The following is an 18,447-nucleotide window of genomic DNA, read 5'->3' as shown; positions in this document are numbered from 1 at the left end:
AGGAGTTAAGGTAAGCTAAATTTAGTAAAATCGTACTATTTCATGTCTGTTTCTCCGACTCAACCTGATCCAACTCAAGGGGTGCCCGATCGCTTAATCAAGCATTCGGTTCGATACGCTGATCATCGTGCCGTTAAGCGTGAGCATCTCACGCCGATGATGCGGCACTATGCAGATCTCAAAGATCAATATCCTCATGCGATTTTGGTGTATCGAGTGGGGGATTTTTATGAAACGTTCTTTCAAGATGCGCTGATTGTTTCCCGTGAATTAGAGATTGTTCTGACTTCAAAAGATGGCGGCAAAGAAGTCGGGCGGGTTCCATTGTCCGGTATTCCGCATCACGCGCTCGATCGCTATTCTGCCCTGTTAGTCGAAAAAGGCTATGCGATCGCGGTTTGTGATCAGGTTGAAGATCCGTCTGAAGCCCAAGGATTAGTTCGTCGTGAAATCACGCGAGTGATTACTCCGGGAACCATTCTCGAAGAAGGAATGTTGAACGCGAAGCGCAATAATTTTTTGGCAGCAATTGTGATTGCTGGAAATCATTGGGGATTATCATACGCAGACATTTCAACAGGAGAATTTTTAACCACGCAATCAACTGGATTTGATCAGCTCAGCAGTGAATTGATGCGGTTACAGCCTGCGGAAGTGCTAATTCCGACGAATGTACCCGATTTAGGCGGACTGCTGCGACCCGGAGAACGATCGCCTCACATTCCTGCATCTCTACCCACGCAATTTTGCTACACACTACGATCGCAGACTCCGTTTTCTCAAGCCGAAGCCCGACAGCGATTGCTAGAACGCTTCAAGGTGAGATCGCTTGAAGGGATGGGCTGTGAACATTTGCCGTTAGCGGTTCGGGCGACGGGTGGATTGCTGGAATACATCGAATCAACTTCAGAACGCAATGTTCTCGACACCACAAAATCAAAAATTCCGGAAGCGACCCAAGTTCCCCTCCAGCACATTTGCACCTACACAATTACCGAATATCTCACGCTTGATCCGCAAACTCGACGTAACCTAGAAATCACTCAAACTGTTCGAGATGGCACGTTTCACGGATCATTGTTATGGGCAGTCGATCGCACTGAAACCCCAATGGGTAGCCGCGCCCTCCGACGCTGGTTATTACAGCCCCTGCTTGATATTGCTGAGATTGAAACGCGCCAAGACACGATCGAGGAACTGGTAAAAGATGGGGTTCTGCGCGAAGATCTCAAGCAAATGCTGCACCAAATCTACGATCTAGAGCGTTTAGCAGGTCGAGCCGGATCGGGAACTGCAACCCCCCGCGATTTAGTACATATCGGAGAATCGCTGAATAAACTGCCAGAATTGGCGCGTTTGGTAGCGCGTGCAAACTCTCCGCATCTCCGCGCTTTGCAAACCGTTCCGCCTGTTCTAGAACAGTTGGGACAAACGCTGCTCACGCATTTTGTCGAACGTCCCCCGATCGCCGTCAAAGAGGGCGGACTGATTCGATCAGACAGGGTGGCTCAACTCGACGAAATGCGATCGCAAGCCGCAGAAGACGAAAAGTGGCTGGCAGAACTAGAGAAAAACGAACGCGATCGTACCGGCATTCAAACGCTCAAAGTCGGCTACAACAAAGCCTTTGGCTACTACATCAGTATCTCTCGCGCCAAAGCCGGACACCCCCCGGAAGGCTACGAGCGCAAGCAAACCTTAACCAACGAAGAACGCTTTACCACCGACGAACTGAAGCTGCGCGAAAACCGCATCATGAATGCGCGGCGAGAAATCAGCGAACTGGAATACGAGATTTTTGTCGGACTGCGATCGCAAGTCGGAGAACACGCAGAACTGATTCGCAAAGTCGCTCACGCAGTCGCGGCAGTCGATGCCCTTACGGGACTCGCTGAACTAGCTGTATTCAAAAACTACTGTCGTCCCAAACTCTCACCGGGGCGGGAGATTTCGATCGTCGAAGGTCGCCATCCCGTCGTTGAACAGTCGATTCCTGCGGGCTTCTTTGTCCCCAACTCGGCAGAACTCGGAACCCCTGCACCCGATCTAATCGTCCTGACAGGCCCCAATGCCAGCGGTAAAAGCTGTTACCTCCGGCAAATCGGCTTAATTCAACTGTTAGCTCAGACCGGAAGCTTCGTCCCGGCAGAATCCGCCCGTTTAGGAATTTGCGATCGCATCTTTACCCGCGTCGGTGCAGTCGATGATCTCGCGACCGGACAATCCACGTTTATGGTGGAAATGAACGAAACCGCAAACATTCTCAATCACGCAACGGATCGCTCGCTCGTTCTGCTCGACGAAATCGGACGCGGGACAGCCACCTTTGATGGATTGTCGATCGCCTGGGCAGTCGCCGAACATCTCGCCGCCGAAATCCGCGCCCGCACCATTTTTGCCACGCACTACCACGAACTCAACGAACTCGCCTCGATCCTGCCCAACGTGGCAAACTATCAAGTTACGGTACGTGAAATGCCAGAGCAGATCATCTTTCTGCACAAAGTCCAGCCCGGAGGAGCCGATCGCTCTTATGGCATCGAAGCCGGACGGCTCGCAGGCTTACCCAGTTCGGTGATCGATCGAGCGCGGCAAGTCATGGCACAAATCGAAAAACACAGCAAAATCGCGATCGGTCTGCGAAAAAGCAAAGCGAAACCGAATGAACCCGTGAAAGATCCCACCCAACAACTCGATATCTTTAGCGAACTTTGATAAATGCGCCGAAAAGATCGCGCTAAGCATCTTCAGCTAATCGACTGCTGGTAGGCAAAGTCTGGCTCAGGTGCAAAAAGGGTTGGGACTGCACAATCAGTTTTTCTGCATCCCTCTGAGGCACTGGCTCCGAAAACAGAAACCCTTGAGCATACTCACACTTCAGCGCTTTTAGCTGTGTCAGTTGCTTCATGGTTTCTACCCCTTCCGCAACCACATCCATGCCCAAATTCCAAGCGAGGGTAATAATGGTGCGAACCAGTTCGAGCTTCTCTCCATCCACATCGACCCGACTGATAAAAGACTGATCGATTTTCAGCACATCCATTGGGAAGCGGTAGAGATATCCCAGTGAAGAATATCCGGTGCCAAAGTCATCCACCGATAGCTGAATGCCCATTGCTTTGAGTTGCAGCAGCATATCCATAGCAAATTTGGTGTTTTCCATGATCGCGCTTTCGGTAATTTCGAGCTTTAAGCAGCGAGCATCGACTCCTGTTTCAGCCAAAATTTTCCGCACTTGGTCGATCAAATAGGGCTGTGAAAACTGTCGGCTCGAAAGGTTAACGCTAACGCTCAGCGGTGGCTCTGATGCAAATTGGTCTTGCCATTGCTTCAGTTGCCGGCAAGCTTCGCGCAGTACCCACTGTCCCAGCGGAATCACCAGTCCAGTTTCTTCGGCGATCGGCACAAATTTTGCCGGAGAAATCGTGCCCTGCTCCGGGTGCTGCCACCGCACTAGCGCCTCAAACCCCGTAATTCGCCCATTGGCAAGCTCGATAATCGGCTGATAATACAACTCAAATTCCTGCCGCTCGACCGCTTTGCGTAAGTCATTCTCAAGCTGCATCAGCGCGACGACATGCGTGTGCATATCAGTGTCAAACACTTCATGACACGCTTTCCCCTGTGCTTTGGCGCGATACATGGCAATATCTGCACCCCTGAGCAAATCTTCTGGACGATCGAACTCAGTTGAAGAGAGCGTAATCCCAATACTCGCAGAAGTAAACACCTCATGCCCACTCAGATTAAACGGCGCTGAAAGGGCTTGTTGAACTCGTTCTGCAATCTTTTCCGCATCGCTATCTTGCTGAATGTTCTCTAGCAAAATCGTGAATTCGTCGCCGCCGAGCCTTGCGACCATATCTTCCTGTTTGAGGCAGCCTTCGAGCCGGCGAGCGATCGCAACTAGCAACTGATCCCCCAGCATATGTCCGAGACTGTCGTTGATCACCTTGAAGCGATCGAGATCCAAAAACAGCAGCGCAAACTGATAAGACTCATCTTCATGAGCACGCTCAACCGTTTGGGTTAAACGCTCCATAAACAGCAACCGATTCGGCAAGCCGGTCAGCGAGTCGTGAAACGCATTGCGGCGCAGTTGTTCTTCGACAATTTTGCGTTCGGTGACTTCCCGCATGACCGAAACAAAGTGGGTCACCTGTCCTTGCTCATTGCGAATCGGCACCATGTTGACATCGACCCAAAAATGAGTGCCGTTCTTGCGGTAGAGAACGACTTCAGCCCGTACAGGTTGATAGCTTCTTAAGGCTGTACGGATGCGATTCACTTCTGCCATTGAGGTTTTTTCGCCCAGCAGCACCAGCGCTGATTTCCCGATCGCTTCGCCAGAGGAATAGCCTGTGGTGCGTGAGAAGGCATCATTGACATAGATAATTCTTAAGCTGAGTGGGTCAGCGACCACTTCTTCAGTCTGCGAAATCATCACGATTTCATTTGCGTTCACCACCACCGACTCCAACAGGCGCAGGTATTCTTCAAGCCATTTGCGCTCAGTGATGTCTTTGACGGTAATCAGGGTTGCGGTCGCTGATCCGGCTGCATCTTCGAGTTGGGTGACGTTTACTTCTGCCCAGAACTTGCGACCATCTTTGCGGCGTAACTGTCCTTCTTTCCAGCCATAGAACGGTTGTGGTTCGGCAGCGTCCTGAAAATCGCGCCATCCTTCAATTTCATGAAAAAAGTCATGGGCAGGTTTACCCACCATTTCTGCGGCGGAACATCCCACCAGTTTGGCAAGACGTGAGTTGACGTAGAGTACCTGATCTTGCAAATCGGTGATCACAACTCCGTCGCTGAGATTTTCCACAACGGTTTGCAGCAACCACTCAGATTCTTGAATCAGCGCGGATGCAGGGCTGGGATCGGTTGCTGCGGGCTGGTTAGAGCACTCCGGATCGATCGACTTTGCCATGCCTGCTACCTTGAAGAGATAATGCAATTCAGAAGGAAACACACCTTATTAAATTTGTTGTGTGAATGAGTTCGATTTTTCACGTCAACTGATAAAGCGTGATCGCAATATTCTGCACCAGAATACAGGAAATGCGACGGTACTGTATTTATCTTGCCCACAATCGTATCGGGATAAACGGTTACGTCAGGGACAGACACCAGGCGGATAGCTGTGCAGCGAGTTCAGGGGCAAATTTCTGCGGTAGGCTGTGGTCAGCATTGGGCAGAATCACCAACTGGGCGCTGGGGATTTGATTGGCGTAGGTCTGACTATGCCAGAGCGGGATTGTTTCGTCTTGGTCGCCTGTAATTACCAGGGTCGGAACGGTTAAGCGATCGATCTCTTTTTCCACCGTGTCGATCGCGTCTTCAGGACGCATCCGATCGACGAGAAACGATCGGGCGGCGGGTTGAGTATTCAGTTCGCGGCGTATCCAGGCGATCTGGGCGATCGTTTTTTCTTGGGCGATCAGGGGTGCGATCGGTTTAATTAAGCCTAGTGCCCAGTCGATCACCGGAGTCTGCCACAAGATCGGGCGGAGGTGATCGTATCGTCCCACAAAACTGTCGTCGCGAATTCCGGCGGGAGCCGCAAGAATCAATCCTTTGAGCGAGTCCGGATACTTCAGTGCATAAGCCGCAGAGACCCACCCGCCAAAGGAATGGCCCATCAAATAAAACGAGTTTAAATGCAGGGCTTCGACGACTTGCCGCAAAAAGGCGACTTCTTTAGCAATGTCGTAGCGAATTGTCGGGCGTGCCGATTCTCCAAATCCCAATAAGTCTAAACTGATGCAGCGAAAATTGGATTTTAGGCGATCGCTGAGTGGCACCCAGCAGGACGCATTCCCCATAAATCCATGTAGCATTAGCAATGGAATTCCTGATCCGACTTCAATATACGCAGCAGGAACAGTGGTTAAGTCATCGAAATCAAGCTGAACTTGGAGAATCTTTTTTTGTAGCAAGCAATCGTCAATCTGATACTTCACCCTTTAATTTAGCGTGAGTTCAATCAAAAACGTTCGCTTCATTTGGGTATTTAAGTAGTCCCCAAATGTTCCATACGTTGATAACTTAGTGAATCGTTGAATGCGATCGATTGATACGATCAAGAGGCTGTGTTTCGAGAGTGAAATGGCGCTAAAACGGTTTGTGATCGAGATGGGAATGGGTGTGGATCAGCATGGACAAGATCCGACCGTTGCGGCAGCAAGAGCCGTGAGAAATGCGATCGCGCACAATGCCTTACCCGGAATTTGGGAAGTTGCTAAATTGGAGCATCCGAGCGAGATGGTGATCGAAGTGCAAGTGGCGGTTCCTCATCCTGAGCAGGTGCGAGAAGACGAGGTGTTACAAGTTCTACCGTTTGGGCGTAAAACGCTCAAGCTCGAATCGGGAGGCATGATTGTGCAGGGACGAGCGATCGCAGAGTTCAACGATAAAAACGACGATATGTATGTTGCGGTTGCAGCGGTGACGGTGTTTGTTGAACAGCCAGAATGATCCATTTGAATCAAGGCTGGATTTATACAGATCGAGTCAGCCAGTCAGGAATAACGTTGCTCGAGTATTACACTCAGCGCTATACGCATTCAACTCAGCAGGAATGGCGCGATCGCATTCAATCTGGAGCGATTTCGATTAATGATGTTCCGGTTACTGATCCAGAGACATTGCTTGACTCAGGACAACAACTTGCTTATCAGCGATCACCCTGGGCTGAACCGGATGTTCCATTTAATGTGATTACACTCTACGAGGACAATGATTTATTGATCATTGATAAGCCTTCTGGATTGCCTGTATTACCGGGAGGACGCTTTCTTGAGAATACGGTGTGGGGATGGCTAAGACGGCAGTATGTGATTCCTCCAGTTCCCATTCATCGGTTAGGGCGAGGGACATCAGGAGTGATGGTACTTGCGAAAACGGAGAAGGCTCGATCGCAACTCTCGAAGGATTTGCGCGATCGCACACTGCAAAAACGCTATCGTGCTCTAGCAACAGGTATTCCAGAACTCGATCGCTTCACAGTAACGGCTCAGATTGGCAAAGTGGCTTATCCTCAGTTGGGCTATTTGTACGCAGCGACAGAAACCGGAAAAGAAGCCATGAGTCATTGTGTTGTGCTGAGGCGCGATCGTTGTTCAAATACAACTCTGCTAGAGGTGACGATTCCAACAGGTAGACCGCATCAAATCAGAATTCATTTAGCAGCAGCAGGACACCCACTCTGGGGCGATCCGCTTTATGGGACGGGTGGAATTCCGATCAATCAGACTTCGATTCCGAGTGATTGTGGGTATTTGTTGCACAGCTATGAGCTGTGTTTGACTCACCCGACGGAAGGACATTCGATTAGGGTACGATCGCATCTTCCAGCATTGTTATGCCTACCTGATGAAGTGCAAGGCCACGAAGATTCGATAGATTAAAAGCATCAATTTGTACTTGCTGATTGTACTTGCTGAGGTCGCAATGTTTAGACCTATGTTCCTGATTGTTCCTGGTGTTGTGTTGATGGCAAGTTTTCCGGCGTTTGCTCAGTCGCTTCCGAGCTTACCGATTGTTGATCGTCAACGCCTCACCCGCGATTTAACCCCGACGAATGCTCAGGACTTCTTTAAGCAGGGACAAGCACAATTCGAGCGTGAGATCTATGAGATCCAATTGTTGGAACGTCGATCGCAAGTGCAGCAAGAGGACTTATTAAAGATTGAGCCCGCAACTCGCGATTTCGACAAATTGACCGTACGATCGCGATCATTAACAAGAAATTTAAAGCGTTAAGCACGACTGTCCGAACGGATTACACTTAGACAATGAAATTTTTTACCCGTTTTCTTGCCACAGTTCTCGCGGTTCTCCTTCTTTCAGGGCTTATGACAGTCGCACAAGCAGCAGACATCACTCCGGGCGATAATCTTGTCGTCGAAAGCATTCCGCCGATTCCCACAGCATTAGCGCAAACGGTCGATCGCTACACGCAATTTCGATCGGCGGGCTTATTAAGCTGGCATCCCCAGCGTCGAGAGGTTTTGATTACAACTCGGTTCGGCGATGTAGCTCAAGTGCATCGCGTCGCGTTTCCGCTCGGCAGCAGACAGCAGATGACCTTCTTTAGTGAACCTGTGTTTCGGGCATCGTATCAACCGACAAAAGGCGATTACTTTGTTTTTAGTAAAGACATTGGTGGCAATGAATTTAATCAACTGTATCGCTATGATTTGGCGACAGGCGATGTAACGCTGCTGAGCGATGGAAAATCGCGTAACAGTGGCGGGGTGTGGTCGAATAAAGGCGATCGCATGATTTACAATTCGACTCGTCGCACCGGAAAAGATAACGATTTTTACAGCATTGATCCGACGAACCCAAAGAGCGATCATTTACTGGCTCAGGTGGAAGGAGGCGGTTGGGGTGGCATGAGCTGGTCGCCCGACGATCGACAGCTATTGGTGATGGAGTTCGTTTCTGTAAACGAGAGTTATCTTTGGATGTTTGACACGAATTCCGGTGAGAAGAAACTGATTACGCCAAAAGATGGAAAAGAGAAAGTTTCTTATCAAGGCGGCGTGTTTAGTAAAGATGGAAAAGGTTTATACGTTGTTACCGATCGCGACTCGGAATTTCAACGACTTGCCTATATTGATCTTGCCACTTTGAAGCATACTTATTTGACCAGTCAAATTCCTTGGGATGTTGAAGAATTTGATCTCTCAGAAGATGGTAAATCCCTGGCGTATGTCTCAAATGAAGATGGAATTAGTGTTCTGCATTTGATTGATACGGCAACGAATCAGGAGAAGTCTTTACCGAAATTACCGATCGGACAAGTTAGCGGCATTAGCTGGCACCGGAACAGTCAGGATTTAGGATTTACGCTCGTTTCAGCCCGATCGACGGCGGATGCGTATTCGCTCAATGTGGTGACGAATCAGATCGATCGCTGGACAGAAAGCGAAACAGGCGGATTGAATACCGCTAACTTTTCTGAACCTGAATTAGTGCGGTGGAAGAGTTTTGACGATCGGACAATTTCGGCATTTCTCTATCGTCCTCCTGCAAAATTTCAGGGTAAGCGCCCTGTGATTATCAATATCCACGGTGGGCCTGAAGCACAATTTAGACCGAGCTTTTTAGGACGCAATAACTATTACCTAAATGAGTTAGGTGTTGCAATTCTTTTTCCAAATGTGCGCGGCTCTACGGGCTACGGTAAAACATTTTTGAAGCTTGATAATGGTGCTTTGCGAGAAGATTCGGTTAAAGATATTGGTGCATTACTCGATTGGATTGCAACTCAACCAAATTTGGACAAAGACCGAATTTTGGTCACAGGTGGAAGCTATGGCGGCTACATGTCGCTGGCAGTTTCAACAAATTACAGCGATCGCATTCGCGCTTCGATCGACATTGTAGGAATCTCAAACTTCGTTAGCTTCTTAGAGCGCACTGAGAGTTACCGTCGAGATTTGCGCCGCGTTGAATACGGAGATGAACGCGATTCAAAAATGCGCGAGTTTCTGTTAAAAATTTCGCCGCTTAACAATGCCCAAAAAATCAAAAGGCCCTTGTTTGTCATTCACGGTAAAAACGATCCGCGTGTTCCCTTGAACGAGGCAGAACAGATCGTTAAAACCGTGAGGGGTAACGGTGTTCCTGTGTGGTATCTGATGGCAAAAGATGAAGGACACGGATTCTCCAAGAAGAAAAACATTGACTTTCAGTTCTATTCCACCATCATGTTTATCAAAGAGACACTTTTGAAATGAGCATTGTCACCTTAAAACCCAATCTCCTGCATCAGCCAAAATCCTGCAAACGCCTCGACATCGGGACTTTCCTGAATTGCTAGAAAATGAACTTGATTCGATCGCTCCTTTGCTGCTTCAAATTGCTGCGCTTCTGGAACCGCTCTTTGATCCAAGGTGGTCAAAAACCAGCGATCGTTCACCCCAGTTTCCAACAACAACCGATTCGGCAACGCTGGATCATATTTAACCGCAGCAATCTCTAATCCCGACATCCAAGCCGCCATTGCGGTCGCGCGTTTCGTGAAAATAATCAGCCCCGGCACAGGCGTATCCGGTTCAAGCTGCGTCAAACTCAAGGGAAATGCTTCCCCAAAATCGATCGACCATTCGCCCATATCCGCAAACGCCTCTAGCGGCAAGGTTGCAAACGTCCATTTCTGACCCTGTAATGCGTCGGGCAGGACTTGCGGCGGTAGCACCGGAAACACGACCGAAGGATTAATCGACGGCTGATACCCCGGATCTTTTGGATAGACGTTTTGAGCGCGATCCTGCATCCAAGCCGTTAGCGCAAAAGTACGGCGACTTAGCACAGCAGGCACATCCAATCCCTTGCAGGCGGTCGTAATCATATTCGACATCGCCTGCCGAAAAAAGCGAATTTTGTCCGGGGGATTCGGCGCGTTCGCAATTGCCGCCTCGATCGCATCTTTTAACCAGCCGGAATTCACTTCTGTACTCGGACAGTATTTGGAAAACTGAAACAGCTTCTCCGGTTCAACATCCACAGCGGTTGGGCTTTCGCAAATTAGCACTTCCCAAACCTTTTTATTTTGCTCGTCCAAAATTGGACGTGAGTAGTAGTCAAGTTCCCAAATCGTTGCCATAAAATTTAATCGTGCGATCGCATGAGCTATTTAACTCCTAACACCTTTTCGTCACCCGATCGACACGGTTCTCAGTTGATGACACCCTCTTAATCCCAAAGTAGGGTTCGATCGATAATCGTCGCTCGGTATCCACACGCTCAACTGCCGCTCCGTCGAGATGAAATAGAGATATGCCGCATTCGGATCGTATTTCAAGCCCACTTTGAGATTCGAGAAATCATCCTCGCAAATCTCAAACCCAAACCGCACGACCACCTGAGCCACCAGGCATTCGGGTGTATCCTGCGTTTCACCCAACGCATCCCGCTCTTGCCAAAACGTATCTAGAAACGATTCCAAAATCGGCAGCATCTTCTCCGGCGCACCATTCCGACTGGCATAAACGATCGCTGGATTTCCTTCGACTACAATGTGACAGGGAGTAGGCATAAACATCAGAGGCTGAAGATCACCTCTAGCATAAGCCTCACCGATGCTATCTGTTTGCACTCTTCTAAATTCAACGATCGATTTCGGGAAATATACGGCTCTAAAGCCTAATCCCCCTTCACAGAATGTTGGGTATACCTATTACAACCCACTGCGCCCTATGTCCTTACCCGTTCGTTTCTTCTCAATTGAGTCTTGATTCATCTCGCTGTAAAACTCTAGAGTCACGTCAGCAGTATCGCGCACAACACTTAATTATTAGAATCAAACTTCACCTGCAACGGTAATCTCACGGTAAAGGTTGCTCCTCGCCCTTCTCCGTTGCTGTCTACTGCAACTGTTCCTCCATGAAGCTCGACAATTTGACGCACGATCGCGAGTCCCAAGCCGAGTCCGCCAAACTTGCGGGTGGTCGAACTATCTTCCTGGCGGAAATAGTCAAACACATACGGCAGAAAGTTAGGATCAATGCCTTTGCCGTTATCGCTGACCTGAATGCGAGCGTGATCACCCACCTGAGCTAACTGCACCCAAATCTGCCCGCCTCCTGGGGTGAACTTTACCGCATTCGAGAGCAAGTTCCAGACTACCTGCTGAAGCCGCACCGCATCGCCGATCGCACCCTGTGGATTAGAGTCAAGGATTGAGTGAAGCTGGATTGACTTTGCCTCCGCCGCTAACCGCACCGTCTCGATCGCCGCGCCAATGATCGCCTTGAGGTTGATGCTGCTTTTGTTTAGGGTGAGCTTGCCGCGCATGATACGAGAAATGTCGAGCAAGTCTTCGACCAGCTGCGACTGTAATCGAGCATTGTGCTCGATCGTTGCCAGCGCTGCGTTAGATTTTTCCGCATCTAAACGCCCATTTTGCAGCAGCTTAATCCAGCCCAGAATTGGATTCAGGGGAGTGCGGAGTTCGTGAGATAAGACCGCCAGAAATTCATCTTTGATTCGGTTTGCCGCTTGCGCTTCTTCACGAGACGCTTCTGCGATCGATCTCGCTTTTTGTTCGGCTTCGTAGAGGCGAGCATTCTCAACCGCGATCGACGCGAGCTGCGCCAGTTGCACCAAAATTGCTTCGTCGGCTTCGGTAAACTCTCCGTCGAGTTTGTCCGAAAGTTGAATCAAGCCAATATTTTGCCCGTTGTGCCCAACCAAGGGAGCCGCCAGCCAACCCCGCATCGGCGGATGATGCTCTGCCTCTTTACCAAATCCTTTCCAATGGGGATGGGCTTCGAGTTCAGCCTCAGTCATTCGCATGGGTTGGTTAAGATGACACACACAGCTATAGATGCCAGCGCCATCAGATGGGGCGTGATAGTCCCGCCACTGCGCGTATTTTTCCGAAAGGTAAACGGCAGTAATTGCCTGTGACCAGTTTTGATCGCTCGTCAAACTCGTTACTGATTGATGCGCCCCGACGATCGCTGCCGCTTGATCCGTGATGGTTTGCAGCACTTGTTCAACCGAAAACGCAGAATTAATCGCGATCGAGGCTGCGGTCAACCCTTGCAATTGGTTCGTGTATTGTCGTTCAAGGGCTAAAAGCTGTTCTCGCTTTAGTTCCGCCTGCTTGCGATCGGTGATATCGCTCGAAACCCCAATAATGCCGATAATTTCGCCTCGCTCATCCCGGTAAGGCGCTTTCACTGAGAGAAAGACTCTTCGCCCCCCAACCACTTCGACAATTTCTTCAAACTGCTGTGGCTCTCCAGTCCGCATCACAACGCGATCGTTGTCCATGATTTTCTCAGCTTCGTCGATCGGCTCAACAAATTCCAGCGCAGTTTCACCCACAATTTTTTCTGCGGGTTTGCCGATGAGAGCGAGAACTGCCGGATTGACCACCAGCATTCGTCCGGCTCGGTCTTTAACATAAACCAGCGTCGGAGTCGATTCGTTAATCGTATTTAAAATTGCGTTACTTTGGTGCAGCGCAGCTGTCGTTTGTTTCAGGTCGTGAATGTCGATCGCGGTTCCGTACCATTGGATGATTTGCCCAGCCTGATCGCGCAGGGGCATGGCGCGACTGAGATGCCAGCGATATTCACCGTCATAGCGTCGCAGTCGGTGCTCACATTCGTAAAACTGCCCAGTTTGCAGGGCTTCTGTCCAGCGATCGACTGTGGTTTGCAAATCTTCTGGGTGAACGACCGGGCTCCAATTCCATCCCATCGTCAGAGTTTAATCGATGCCGACATACTCCTCCCAGCGCGGGCTAAAGTAATCAAACGAGCCGTCGATCGTCGTTGTCCAGAAGATTTGGGGCAAGAGTTCAGTCATGAGACGAAATCGCGCTTCACTCTCGCGTAAACTTGCTTCTGCTTGTTGGCGTTCGGTTTCTCGCTGCTTAAGAGCGGTAATTTCTTGAGCCACACCGAGAATCTGTCTGGGCGTACCTGCATCAGTTCGGCTGAAGATGGTCTCTTTTGACAACAGCCAGCACCATTCGCCATCCGATCGGCGCATTCGATATTCAAATTCCAGCACTTCGGAATCGATCGCCGTTTGAAACCGACCTAAGTGATCTATTAATCGCGCTGAATCCTCCGGATGAATCAGTAGCGCAAGTACGCGATCGCCCAATTGCTCGAACTGTTCAGGTGTGTAACCTAAAATCTCACCAACTTGACGATTGATATAAACGTTGCGCTGCTCAATCAGGTCATACACATACAGCATGCCGGGAACTGTAGCGGCGATCTGCTGAATTAGGTGCTGAAACTGCGGTTGCTGCTCGGTTAGGGGTTGAGGTGAAGCGATGGGAGTAAGGGTCGCAATGACAGTATCGGTTGTCGTCGCTTGGAATAAGGGGGTAAGGGCGAGATGCAGCCAGAGACGTTTGCCATCAGATCGATTTAACCCTAGCCGGATCTCACGGTGATACTTGCAGTTGATCGCGGTGTCGAGCGGCAAGGGTGATCCATCTAGATGCGTAATCTGCCAAGCTTGATCAAACAATCGGCGACCAAGTAACGCTTCCACTGAGTAACCGAGTAGCTGAGCCGCGATCGCATCGCATCCCTGAATTCTGCCTCTTGCCAGTTGCAGCACTCCACTCGCTGTATAAGATGTCGGATTGGGTAACAGATTACATGGCTGAGGATCAAAGGACAGATTCCGCATGAGGTTATGGGTCATACAGGCAAACTCAAAGTCATCATGGGCGGTGTTTCAACTCATGCACTCTGCACTTTGCAGCGGCGATTCTCTCCTTTACGTGTGATGAGTCGATCCCAATTGGATGATTCTTACTCGATCTACACGCTAATGAGAGCCTCGTCCCAGTCGAGCCGTTTCCATCTATCAAAGAGCATAGGTCTACAAGTTCGCATCTATCAGTTGGAAGACGCGATCGAATTTTTTAGAATTTCAAGGAAAAATCTAATTTGGCTTCTAAGCGCAGACGATCGTCACGGGTTGCAGAATTCTAGTCAAGTTGGAAGCGCCTTTGGATTAGTACCAGTGCCCTCGCACAGCCGCGATTTATCGCGGCTTTACCGAGATCTCACAGGCGCAACCAGAAGTTCTTGGAGAATCGATCGTAGCTCTTCACGCCGCTGATAACTATCTAACCGATGCAGCACCTGACCCCCTTCAAACAGCAATACTGTTGGCAGTGTGGTAATTCGATAACGACTTGCCAGCTTCAAATTTTCATCTGCGTTAATTCCGACCAATTTGAGTCGATCGCCATACTGCTTCAAGAGTAAATTCAGCGATGGCTCGATCAAGCGACAGATCCCACACCAAGGTGCCCAGAAATGCACAAGAACCGGGGTCGCTGATTCAAGAACTTCTTGGTTAAACGCCCCTTCGCTAATTCCTGCTTGCATAGTTCTCCAAAAATTATTATTTGCTTTTACTAAGGCTTGGGATCATGCTACCAGCCTACGTTCCCAGATGCACGAATTACGATTGGGTGAAGCCACCAAAATAATAGAGTGAATACCCCCACTCCGACATAAGCAACCCGCAAAAACTCTTTGAGTTCAAGCGTCTGCTTACCTTGGACGATCGCGGCAAACGGCACGATCGAGGTTCTCGCTTTCACCGCTGCAAACGCTTCACCATATCGCGCCGTCAACCGTCGATCGCCATTCCACACTCCAAACAAGTGATGCAGAATTAACCCGATCGAAGTGACAACCATAAAACTGCTGCCCACCCACAAGGTATGGGCAACGCACCAGATAATCTGTCCGACCATTTGCGGGTGTCGCGTAATCCGAATAATGCCCGTTTCATATAGATGCACTTGCGGTTTTTGAATCGCCGCGATTTCTAACAGATTAAACGTCGCAGGATAGAGGAACAAAAACGAAATTGCTGACAAAATCCAAACGATTGTAGAAACGCCTGGAACGCCCTGAACATTCCAAAGCTGTAAGCCGTCATAGCGATGATTGAAAAAGTAGATCAGCATGGGTACCGCAATACTCAGACTCACCAGCGCAAAAATCACCCGATACAGTCGTGCCCCGATCCGTTTTTCTGCCACCATTCGCAGTGATGCTAGCCCACTATGCGCGATCGCGAACCCGACGAGCCATCCAAACATAATGAAATGGCTGGAAGTCAACCAGTCAAAAGCCATACCTAACCGAACTTTGAAGAATAAATCTAGCTTACAAGCTCGCGGAGCGCATCGCTTCAAGATTCAAGCTGTAAAGTGCGCTTTCTGCTTGATGCCATGTTGCGATCGCGAGTCCCGTTTCTCCATGCGCCGCGATCGCGCAAATGCCTCGTGGAATTTCTGATTGTCCAATTTGCTGCCCGTTGTAATCCATTGCAATTAGTTGCTCCTCGTCGGAAACAACCACTCCCCAAGGAAAAGCCGCAACAAATTGAGGACGAATTGCGATCGTGAGCCGAATTAACCGATACGGTTTGAGATGCACTAACAGCAGCGATCGTTCATGTTCAACTTCGGTTGCAGCAAGGCTGCGGCAGCGTCCAAAAGCTCAAAAGCTTTGCACTCTCCTGGTCTCTCAACGTTGCAACTACCATCCAGCGCCCCTGTGGCTCGATCGCGATTCGCGATGGGTGATGCAGTCGAGTTATCAATTGCGGCGCTTGCTCAGAAAGCCGGTAAACAGATCGCTCTGTCATCGCAAAACAGCCTTGCGATCGCACAGTTAATTCCCGAATTGGCTCTGCAAGGGTAGCAATGGGTAAAGCTTTTCCACTTCGGCGATCGACGAATCCCATCGCATACGAACGAGCTTGCAGCGTTTCGACGTGACTGAGAAAAATTAAGGCGGATCGACGAACATAGCGATCGTACTGGGGAAGGGTAGCCGTCTCTACGACTCCAATCTGCCCAGCTTGAGCGGGCAACCGTTCGTTCCGCAAAATCTCAGGCAGATAGAATAGCGGAGCGATCGGAGTTGTTCGATTTTGAGCACCTACTTGAAATGTCTGTGCAGCCGCAGACTGCAGCGCAGCCCGCATTTGAGCCGCCGACTGAAATCTTCGCGAACTTCTCAAGCGCTGTAGAAATCACGTTTGCAGCGATGTTGGAATATGCGCTGGAATACGCACAGGTTGATTGAGATGCGCCGCTATGATTTCTGTGTGCAGACCCGAAAACGGACGATACCCCGTCAGTAGCTCAAATAACAAAATCCCAACTGCATACAAATCGGTCGAATGCGAATATTGCCCATAAAACCGCTCTGGAGCCATGAATGCAGGCGACCCAGTTAAATTTGCGGCAGTCGGCGTAACTTCCTGGCTGAGCCGCGAGATGCCAAAATCAGAGTCCGCGCTGTCTATCCCTCTGGGCTTAAGCCCAGCAAAATGTTTTCCGGCTTGATGTCACAGTGAATCACGCCCCGATCGTGGGCATACTCTAATCCCGTCAGCACATCGCAAACTAATTTCACGCTGAGCGCCGGATGCAACTGCTGATGATTTTCCATGAATTGGCGCAGCGTTCCGCCTTCGCAATAATCGAGAACGAGATACCGCCTTCCGTGCAGATGCTCGATCGCTCGACAAGTGACGATATTGGGATGCTCTAACGCCACGAGAAACCGCAGTTCTCGCAAGAATTGATGAGTCGAAAGGGTTCGATCCAGTGCTTTAAGGGCGACGAATTCACCTGTCTGGCGATGCAGCGCACAATAGACCCGCCCAAACTGCCCCCGACCCACCAATCCTAGAATGCGGTACTTGAATGGCTTGAACTTAGCGTCTGATAGCGTAGACACTTCTCAATCGATCCCATGCTAGACCAATAAACGAGGCAGAATAGATTCGTGGTCAAGCTGTTTTTCCACCAAACTCTCAGCCTGCTCTAGCCGCTTTTTCAGCCCAACCACAAACAAATTACTTGCGGCTCCCAAAGATTCACAGCGAGTTTGCACACAGTGTAGCTCTCGCTCTGCAAGCTGACTAAAGATTGCCGCAAACACTCCTGCTTCTAGATGACAAGATGGCAGCTCAGGCTCGATCGCAACTCGCGCAAACGGCGAGTTTGTTGTCTCCACAACGAGAAATCCGCGATCGTGATAGGTCTGATCTAAGCTCAGTTTGCCTAAACCGTAAGTAATCCAGCATTGCTTCAAAGCTTGCAAAAAGTCTGCCATTGGCATTTCAGCTAGCGGCTCTCTATAATAATCGCTCATTTCATCCCGGAAGCGATTAAAGAAATTTCTCCCCCACCAGCGACCGCAGTTAAATAAAACCAATCGCGAAGCTTGACCTGTTTCTTTGTTCAGTCCAGAGTAAATTCCCTGAATGAATGCTTCAGGCAGCGAGAGCAATCGATCTCCCCGCCGACTTTCAAGCAACCCCATTTCTAGATCGCCGCGCACATAGATATCGCTGGCGTAGTAGTTCGCGGGCAGACGATCGCGAATCAATAAATCGCTAACAGAAATCATGATTAGAAAATCCCTGCGACGGTGAGCATTTCTTCGGGTTGCGCTGGCATGATCGCTTCGGCTTGATTGAGAAACGGTTTTAGAAGCGCCATCTGCTGTGGAGTCAGTGACAGACGCAGTTGCTGTTTCATCAATTCAAAGAAAGCAGCATCTGCACCTTGTGCTTGATGCAGTTCGATCGAGTCTTTGAGCCAATCTAGCAGCCGGGACTGCACAAAGTTCGGGTCATTTAGCAGCATCGCCATTCCACAGTGGCGTAAGATTAACATTCCGTTTTTAATTGCTCGCTCTAACACGGCGAGTTCTGCATTTGGCAGATCGAATTGGAGCTGATCGGCAGCTTGTTGAATTAAGTCAAGCTCTCGATCTCGCAAGGCTCGATAAGCATGGATGCGGTCTGTGATTGAGCCAACATAGTGCCCGATTAATTGAAGTTCTTCGGGTTTGAGGTAGCGGTGTTCGGCTTCATCAAAAATTTCGTGGATGGGAGATTGCATAAGCGTTC

The 18,447-nt window shown here is 49.7% G+C and carries 19 protein-coding genes; 5 read left to right on the top strand and 14 right to left on the bottom strand.

From position 1 onward, the window contains the following. Positions 1 to 42 precede the first annotated feature (42 nt). Positions 43 to 2,715: a DNA mismatch repair protein MutS gene (gene mutS, locus NC980_RS04300; protein WP_190379882.1), complete on the top strand. Its 2,673-nt coding sequence runs from the start codon at positions 43 to 45 to the stop codon at positions 2,713 to 2,715. 22 nt (positions 2,716 to 2,737) lie between these two features. On the opposite strand, the gene NC980_RS04295 is transcribed toward mutS, so the two are convergent. Both NC980_RS04295 and NC980_RS04290 read right to left on the bottom strand, forming a co-directional pair. Continuing rightward, the gene (locus tag NC980_RS04295; protein ID WP_190379881.1) at positions 2,738 to 4,933 is read right to left on the bottom strand and encodes a bifunctional diguanylate cyclase/phosphodiesterase; all 2,196 of its coding nucleotides are present in this window, start codon (positions 4,931 to 4,933) and stop codon (positions 2,738 to 2,740) included. A gap of 181 nt (positions 4,934 to 5,114) precedes the next feature. Beyond that, positions 5,115 to 5,966, bottom strand: a complete 852-nt coding sequence (locus NC980_RS04290; protein ID WP_347273429.1) for an alpha/beta hydrolase — start codon at positions 5,964 to 5,966, stop codon at positions 5,115 to 5,117. Between the two features lie 145 nt (positions 5,967 to 6,111). On the opposite strand from NC980_RS04290, the gene NC980_RS04285 reads away from it, so the two are divergent. The 4 genes from NC980_RS04285 to NC980_RS04270 all read left to right on the top strand — a co-directional run bounded on the left by NC980_RS04285 (position 6,112) and on the right by NC980_RS04270 (position 9,752). After that, complete coding sequence (locus NC980_RS04285; protein ID WP_190379975.1) at positions 6,112 to 6,480, top strand: Lin0512 family protein; 369 nt, start codon at positions 6,112 to 6,114, stop codon at positions 6,478 to 6,480. Then, positions 6,477 to 7,412, top strand: coding sequence for an RluA family pseudouridine synthase (locus NC980_RS04280; protein WP_190379880.1), 936 nt, complete (start codon positions 6,477 to 6,479; stop codon positions 7,410 to 7,412). The genes NC980_RS04285 and NC980_RS04280 overlap by 4 nt, the downstream gene beginning before the upstream one ends. Positions 7,413 to 7,455: 43 nt before the next feature. Then, a complete protein-coding gene (locus NC980_RS04275; protein ID WP_190379879.1) occupies positions 7,456 to 7,767 on the top strand; it encodes a hypothetical protein in 312 nt (103 codons plus the stop codon). A gap of 92 nt (positions 7,768 to 7,859) precedes the next feature. After that, positions 7,860 to 9,752: a prolyl oligopeptidase family serine peptidase gene (locus NC980_RS04270; RefSeq protein WP_190379878.1), complete on the top strand. Its 1,893-nt coding sequence runs from the start codon at positions 7,860 to 7,862 to the stop codon at positions 9,750 to 9,752. Between the two features lie 11 nt (positions 9,753 to 9,763). On the opposite strand, the gene NC980_RS04265 is transcribed toward NC980_RS04270, so the two are convergent. The 12 genes from NC980_RS04265 to NC980_RS04210 form a co-directional block, all read right to left on the bottom strand. Continuing rightward, entirely contained in the window at positions 9,764 to 10,621 is an 858-nt protein-coding gene (locus NC980_RS04265; protein ID WP_190379877.1) for a Tab2/Atab2 family RNA-binding protein, read from the bottom strand. 51 nt (positions 10,622 to 10,672) lie between these two features. Further along, positions 10,673 to 11,113: a histidine kinase gene (locus tag NC980_RS04260; RefSeq protein ID WP_347273425.1), complete on the bottom strand. Its 441-nt coding sequence runs from the start codon at positions 11,111 to 11,113 to the stop codon at positions 10,673 to 10,675. A 191-nt stretch (positions 11,114 to 11,304) separates the two neighbouring features. Further along, positions 11,305 to 13,227 (bottom strand): ATP-binding protein, encoded by a 1,923-nt coding sequence (locus NC980_RS04255; RefSeq protein WP_190379876.1) that lies wholly within the window; start codon positions 13,225 to 13,227, stop codon positions 11,305 to 11,307. A 9-nt stretch (positions 13,228 to 13,236) separates the two neighbouring features. Then, the gene (locus NC980_RS04250) at positions 13,237 to 14,193 is read right to left on the bottom strand and encodes a PAS domain S-box protein (protein ID WP_190379875.1); all 957 of its coding nucleotides are present in this window, start codon (positions 14,191 to 14,193) and stop codon (positions 13,237 to 13,239) included. Between the two features lie 356 nt (positions 14,194 to 14,549). Beyond that, entirely contained in the window at positions 14,550 to 14,888 is a 339-nt protein-coding gene (locus NC980_RS04245; RefSeq protein ID WP_190379874.1) for a thioredoxin family protein, read from the bottom strand. Between the two features lie 47 nt (positions 14,889 to 14,935). Continuing rightward, a complete protein-coding gene (locus NC980_RS04240; RefSeq protein ID WP_190379873.1) occupies positions 14,936 to 15,649 on the bottom strand; it encodes an NnrU family protein in 714 nt (237 codons plus the stop codon). 31 nt (positions 15,650 to 15,680) lie between these two features. Next, positions 15,681 to 15,953, bottom strand: coding sequence for a hypothetical protein (locus NC980_RS04235; protein WP_190379872.1), 273 nt, complete (start codon positions 15,951 to 15,953; stop codon positions 15,681 to 15,683). Between the two features lie 22 nt (positions 15,954 to 15,975). Then, entirely contained in the window at positions 15,976 to 16,506 is a 531-nt protein-coding gene (locus NC980_RS04230; protein ID WP_199298788.1) for a hypothetical protein, read from the bottom strand. Between the two features lie 48 nt (positions 16,507 to 16,554). Further along, positions 16,555 to 16,803, bottom strand: a complete 249-nt coding sequence (locus NC980_RS04225; protein ID WP_347273465.1) for a protein kinase — start codon at positions 16,801 to 16,803, stop codon at positions 16,555 to 16,557. A gap of 23 nt (positions 16,804 to 16,826) precedes the next feature. After that, on the bottom strand, positions 16,827 to 17,267 hold the full coding sequence (locus NC980_RS04220) for a serine/threonine-protein kinase (RefSeq protein ID WP_199298787.1): 441 nt from the start codon (positions 17,265 to 17,267) through the stop codon (positions 16,827 to 16,829). An 18-nt stretch (positions 17,268 to 17,285) separates the two neighbouring features. Further along, a complete protein-coding gene (locus NC980_RS04215; RefSeq protein WP_190379871.1) occupies positions 17,286 to 17,942 on the bottom strand; it encodes a V4R domain-containing protein in 657 nt (218 codons plus the stop codon). 2 nt (positions 17,943 to 17,944) lie between these two features. After that, complete coding sequence (locus NC980_RS04210; protein WP_190379870.1) at positions 17,945 to 18,439, bottom strand: hypothetical protein; 495 nt, start codon at positions 18,437 to 18,439, stop codon at positions 17,945 to 17,947. Positions 18,440 to 18,447: the final 8 nt, after the last annotated feature.

The organism is Leptolyngbya sp. AS-A5 (genome assembly GCF_039962495.1).
Lineage (GTDB): Bacteria > Cyanobacteriota > Cyanobacteriia > Leptolyngbyales > Leptolyngbyaceae > Leptolyngbya.
This window is presented reverse-complemented; position numbering and strand designations above follow the sequence as displayed.

What these genes read in the sequence shown, in the direction of transcription:
- NC980_RS04215 (WP_190379871.1), bottom strand. Translation starts at nt 17,942, where the DNA reads ATGATTTCTGTTAGCGATTTATTGATTCGCGATCGTCTGCCCGCGAAC.
- NC980_RS04285 (WP_190379975.1), top strand. Translation starts at nt 6,112, where the DNA reads ATGGCGCTAAAACGGTTTGTGATCGAGATGGGAATGGGTGTGGATCAG.
- NC980_RS04230 (WP_199298788.1), bottom strand. Translation starts at nt 16,506, where the DNA reads ATGCGGGCTGCGCTGCAGTCTGCGGCTGCACAGACATTTCAAGTAGGT.
- NC980_RS04270 (WP_190379878.1), top strand. Translation starts at nt 7,860, where the DNA reads ATGACAGTCGCACAAGCAGCAGACATCACTCCGGGCGATAATCTTGTC.
- NC980_RS04210 (WP_190379870.1), bottom strand. Translation starts at nt 18,439, where the DNA reads ATGCAATCTCCCATCCACGAAATTTTTGATGAAGCCGAACACCGCTAC.
- NC980_RS04265 (WP_190379877.1), bottom strand. Translation starts at nt 10,621, where the DNA reads ATGGCAACGATTTGGGAACTTGACTACTACTCACGTCCAATTTTGGAC.
- NC980_RS04295 (WP_190379881.1), bottom strand. Translation starts at nt 4,933, where the DNA reads ATGGCAAAGTCGATCGATCCGGAGTGCTCTAACCAGCCCGCAGCAACC.
- NC980_RS04280 (WP_190379880.1), top strand. Translation starts at nt 6,477, where the DNA reads ATGATCCATTTGAATCAAGGCTGGATTTATACAGATCGAGTCAGCCAG.
- mutS (WP_190379882.1), top strand. Translation starts at nt 43, where the DNA reads ATGTCTGTTTCTCCGACTCAACCTGATCCAACTCAAGGGGTGCCCGAT.
- NC980_RS04245 (WP_190379874.1), bottom strand. Translation starts at nt 14,888, where the DNA reads ATGCAAGCAGGAATTAGCGAAGGGGCGTTTAACCAAGAAGTTCTTGAA.
- NC980_RS04255 (WP_190379876.1), bottom strand. Translation starts at nt 13,227, where the DNA reads ATGGGATGGAATTGGAGCCCGGTCGTTCACCCAGAAGATTTGCAAACC.
- NC980_RS04275 (WP_190379879.1), top strand. Translation starts at nt 7,456, where the DNA reads ATGTTTAGACCTATGTTCCTGATTGTTCCTGGTGTTGTGTTGATGGCA.
- NC980_RS04250 (WP_190379875.1), bottom strand. Translation starts at nt 14,193, where the DNA reads ATGACCCATAACCTCATGCGGAATCTGTCCTTTGATCCTCAGCCATGT.
- NC980_RS04240 (WP_190379873.1), bottom strand. Translation starts at nt 15,649, where the DNA reads ATGGCTTTTGACTGGTTGACTTCCAGCCATTTCATTATGTTTGGATGG.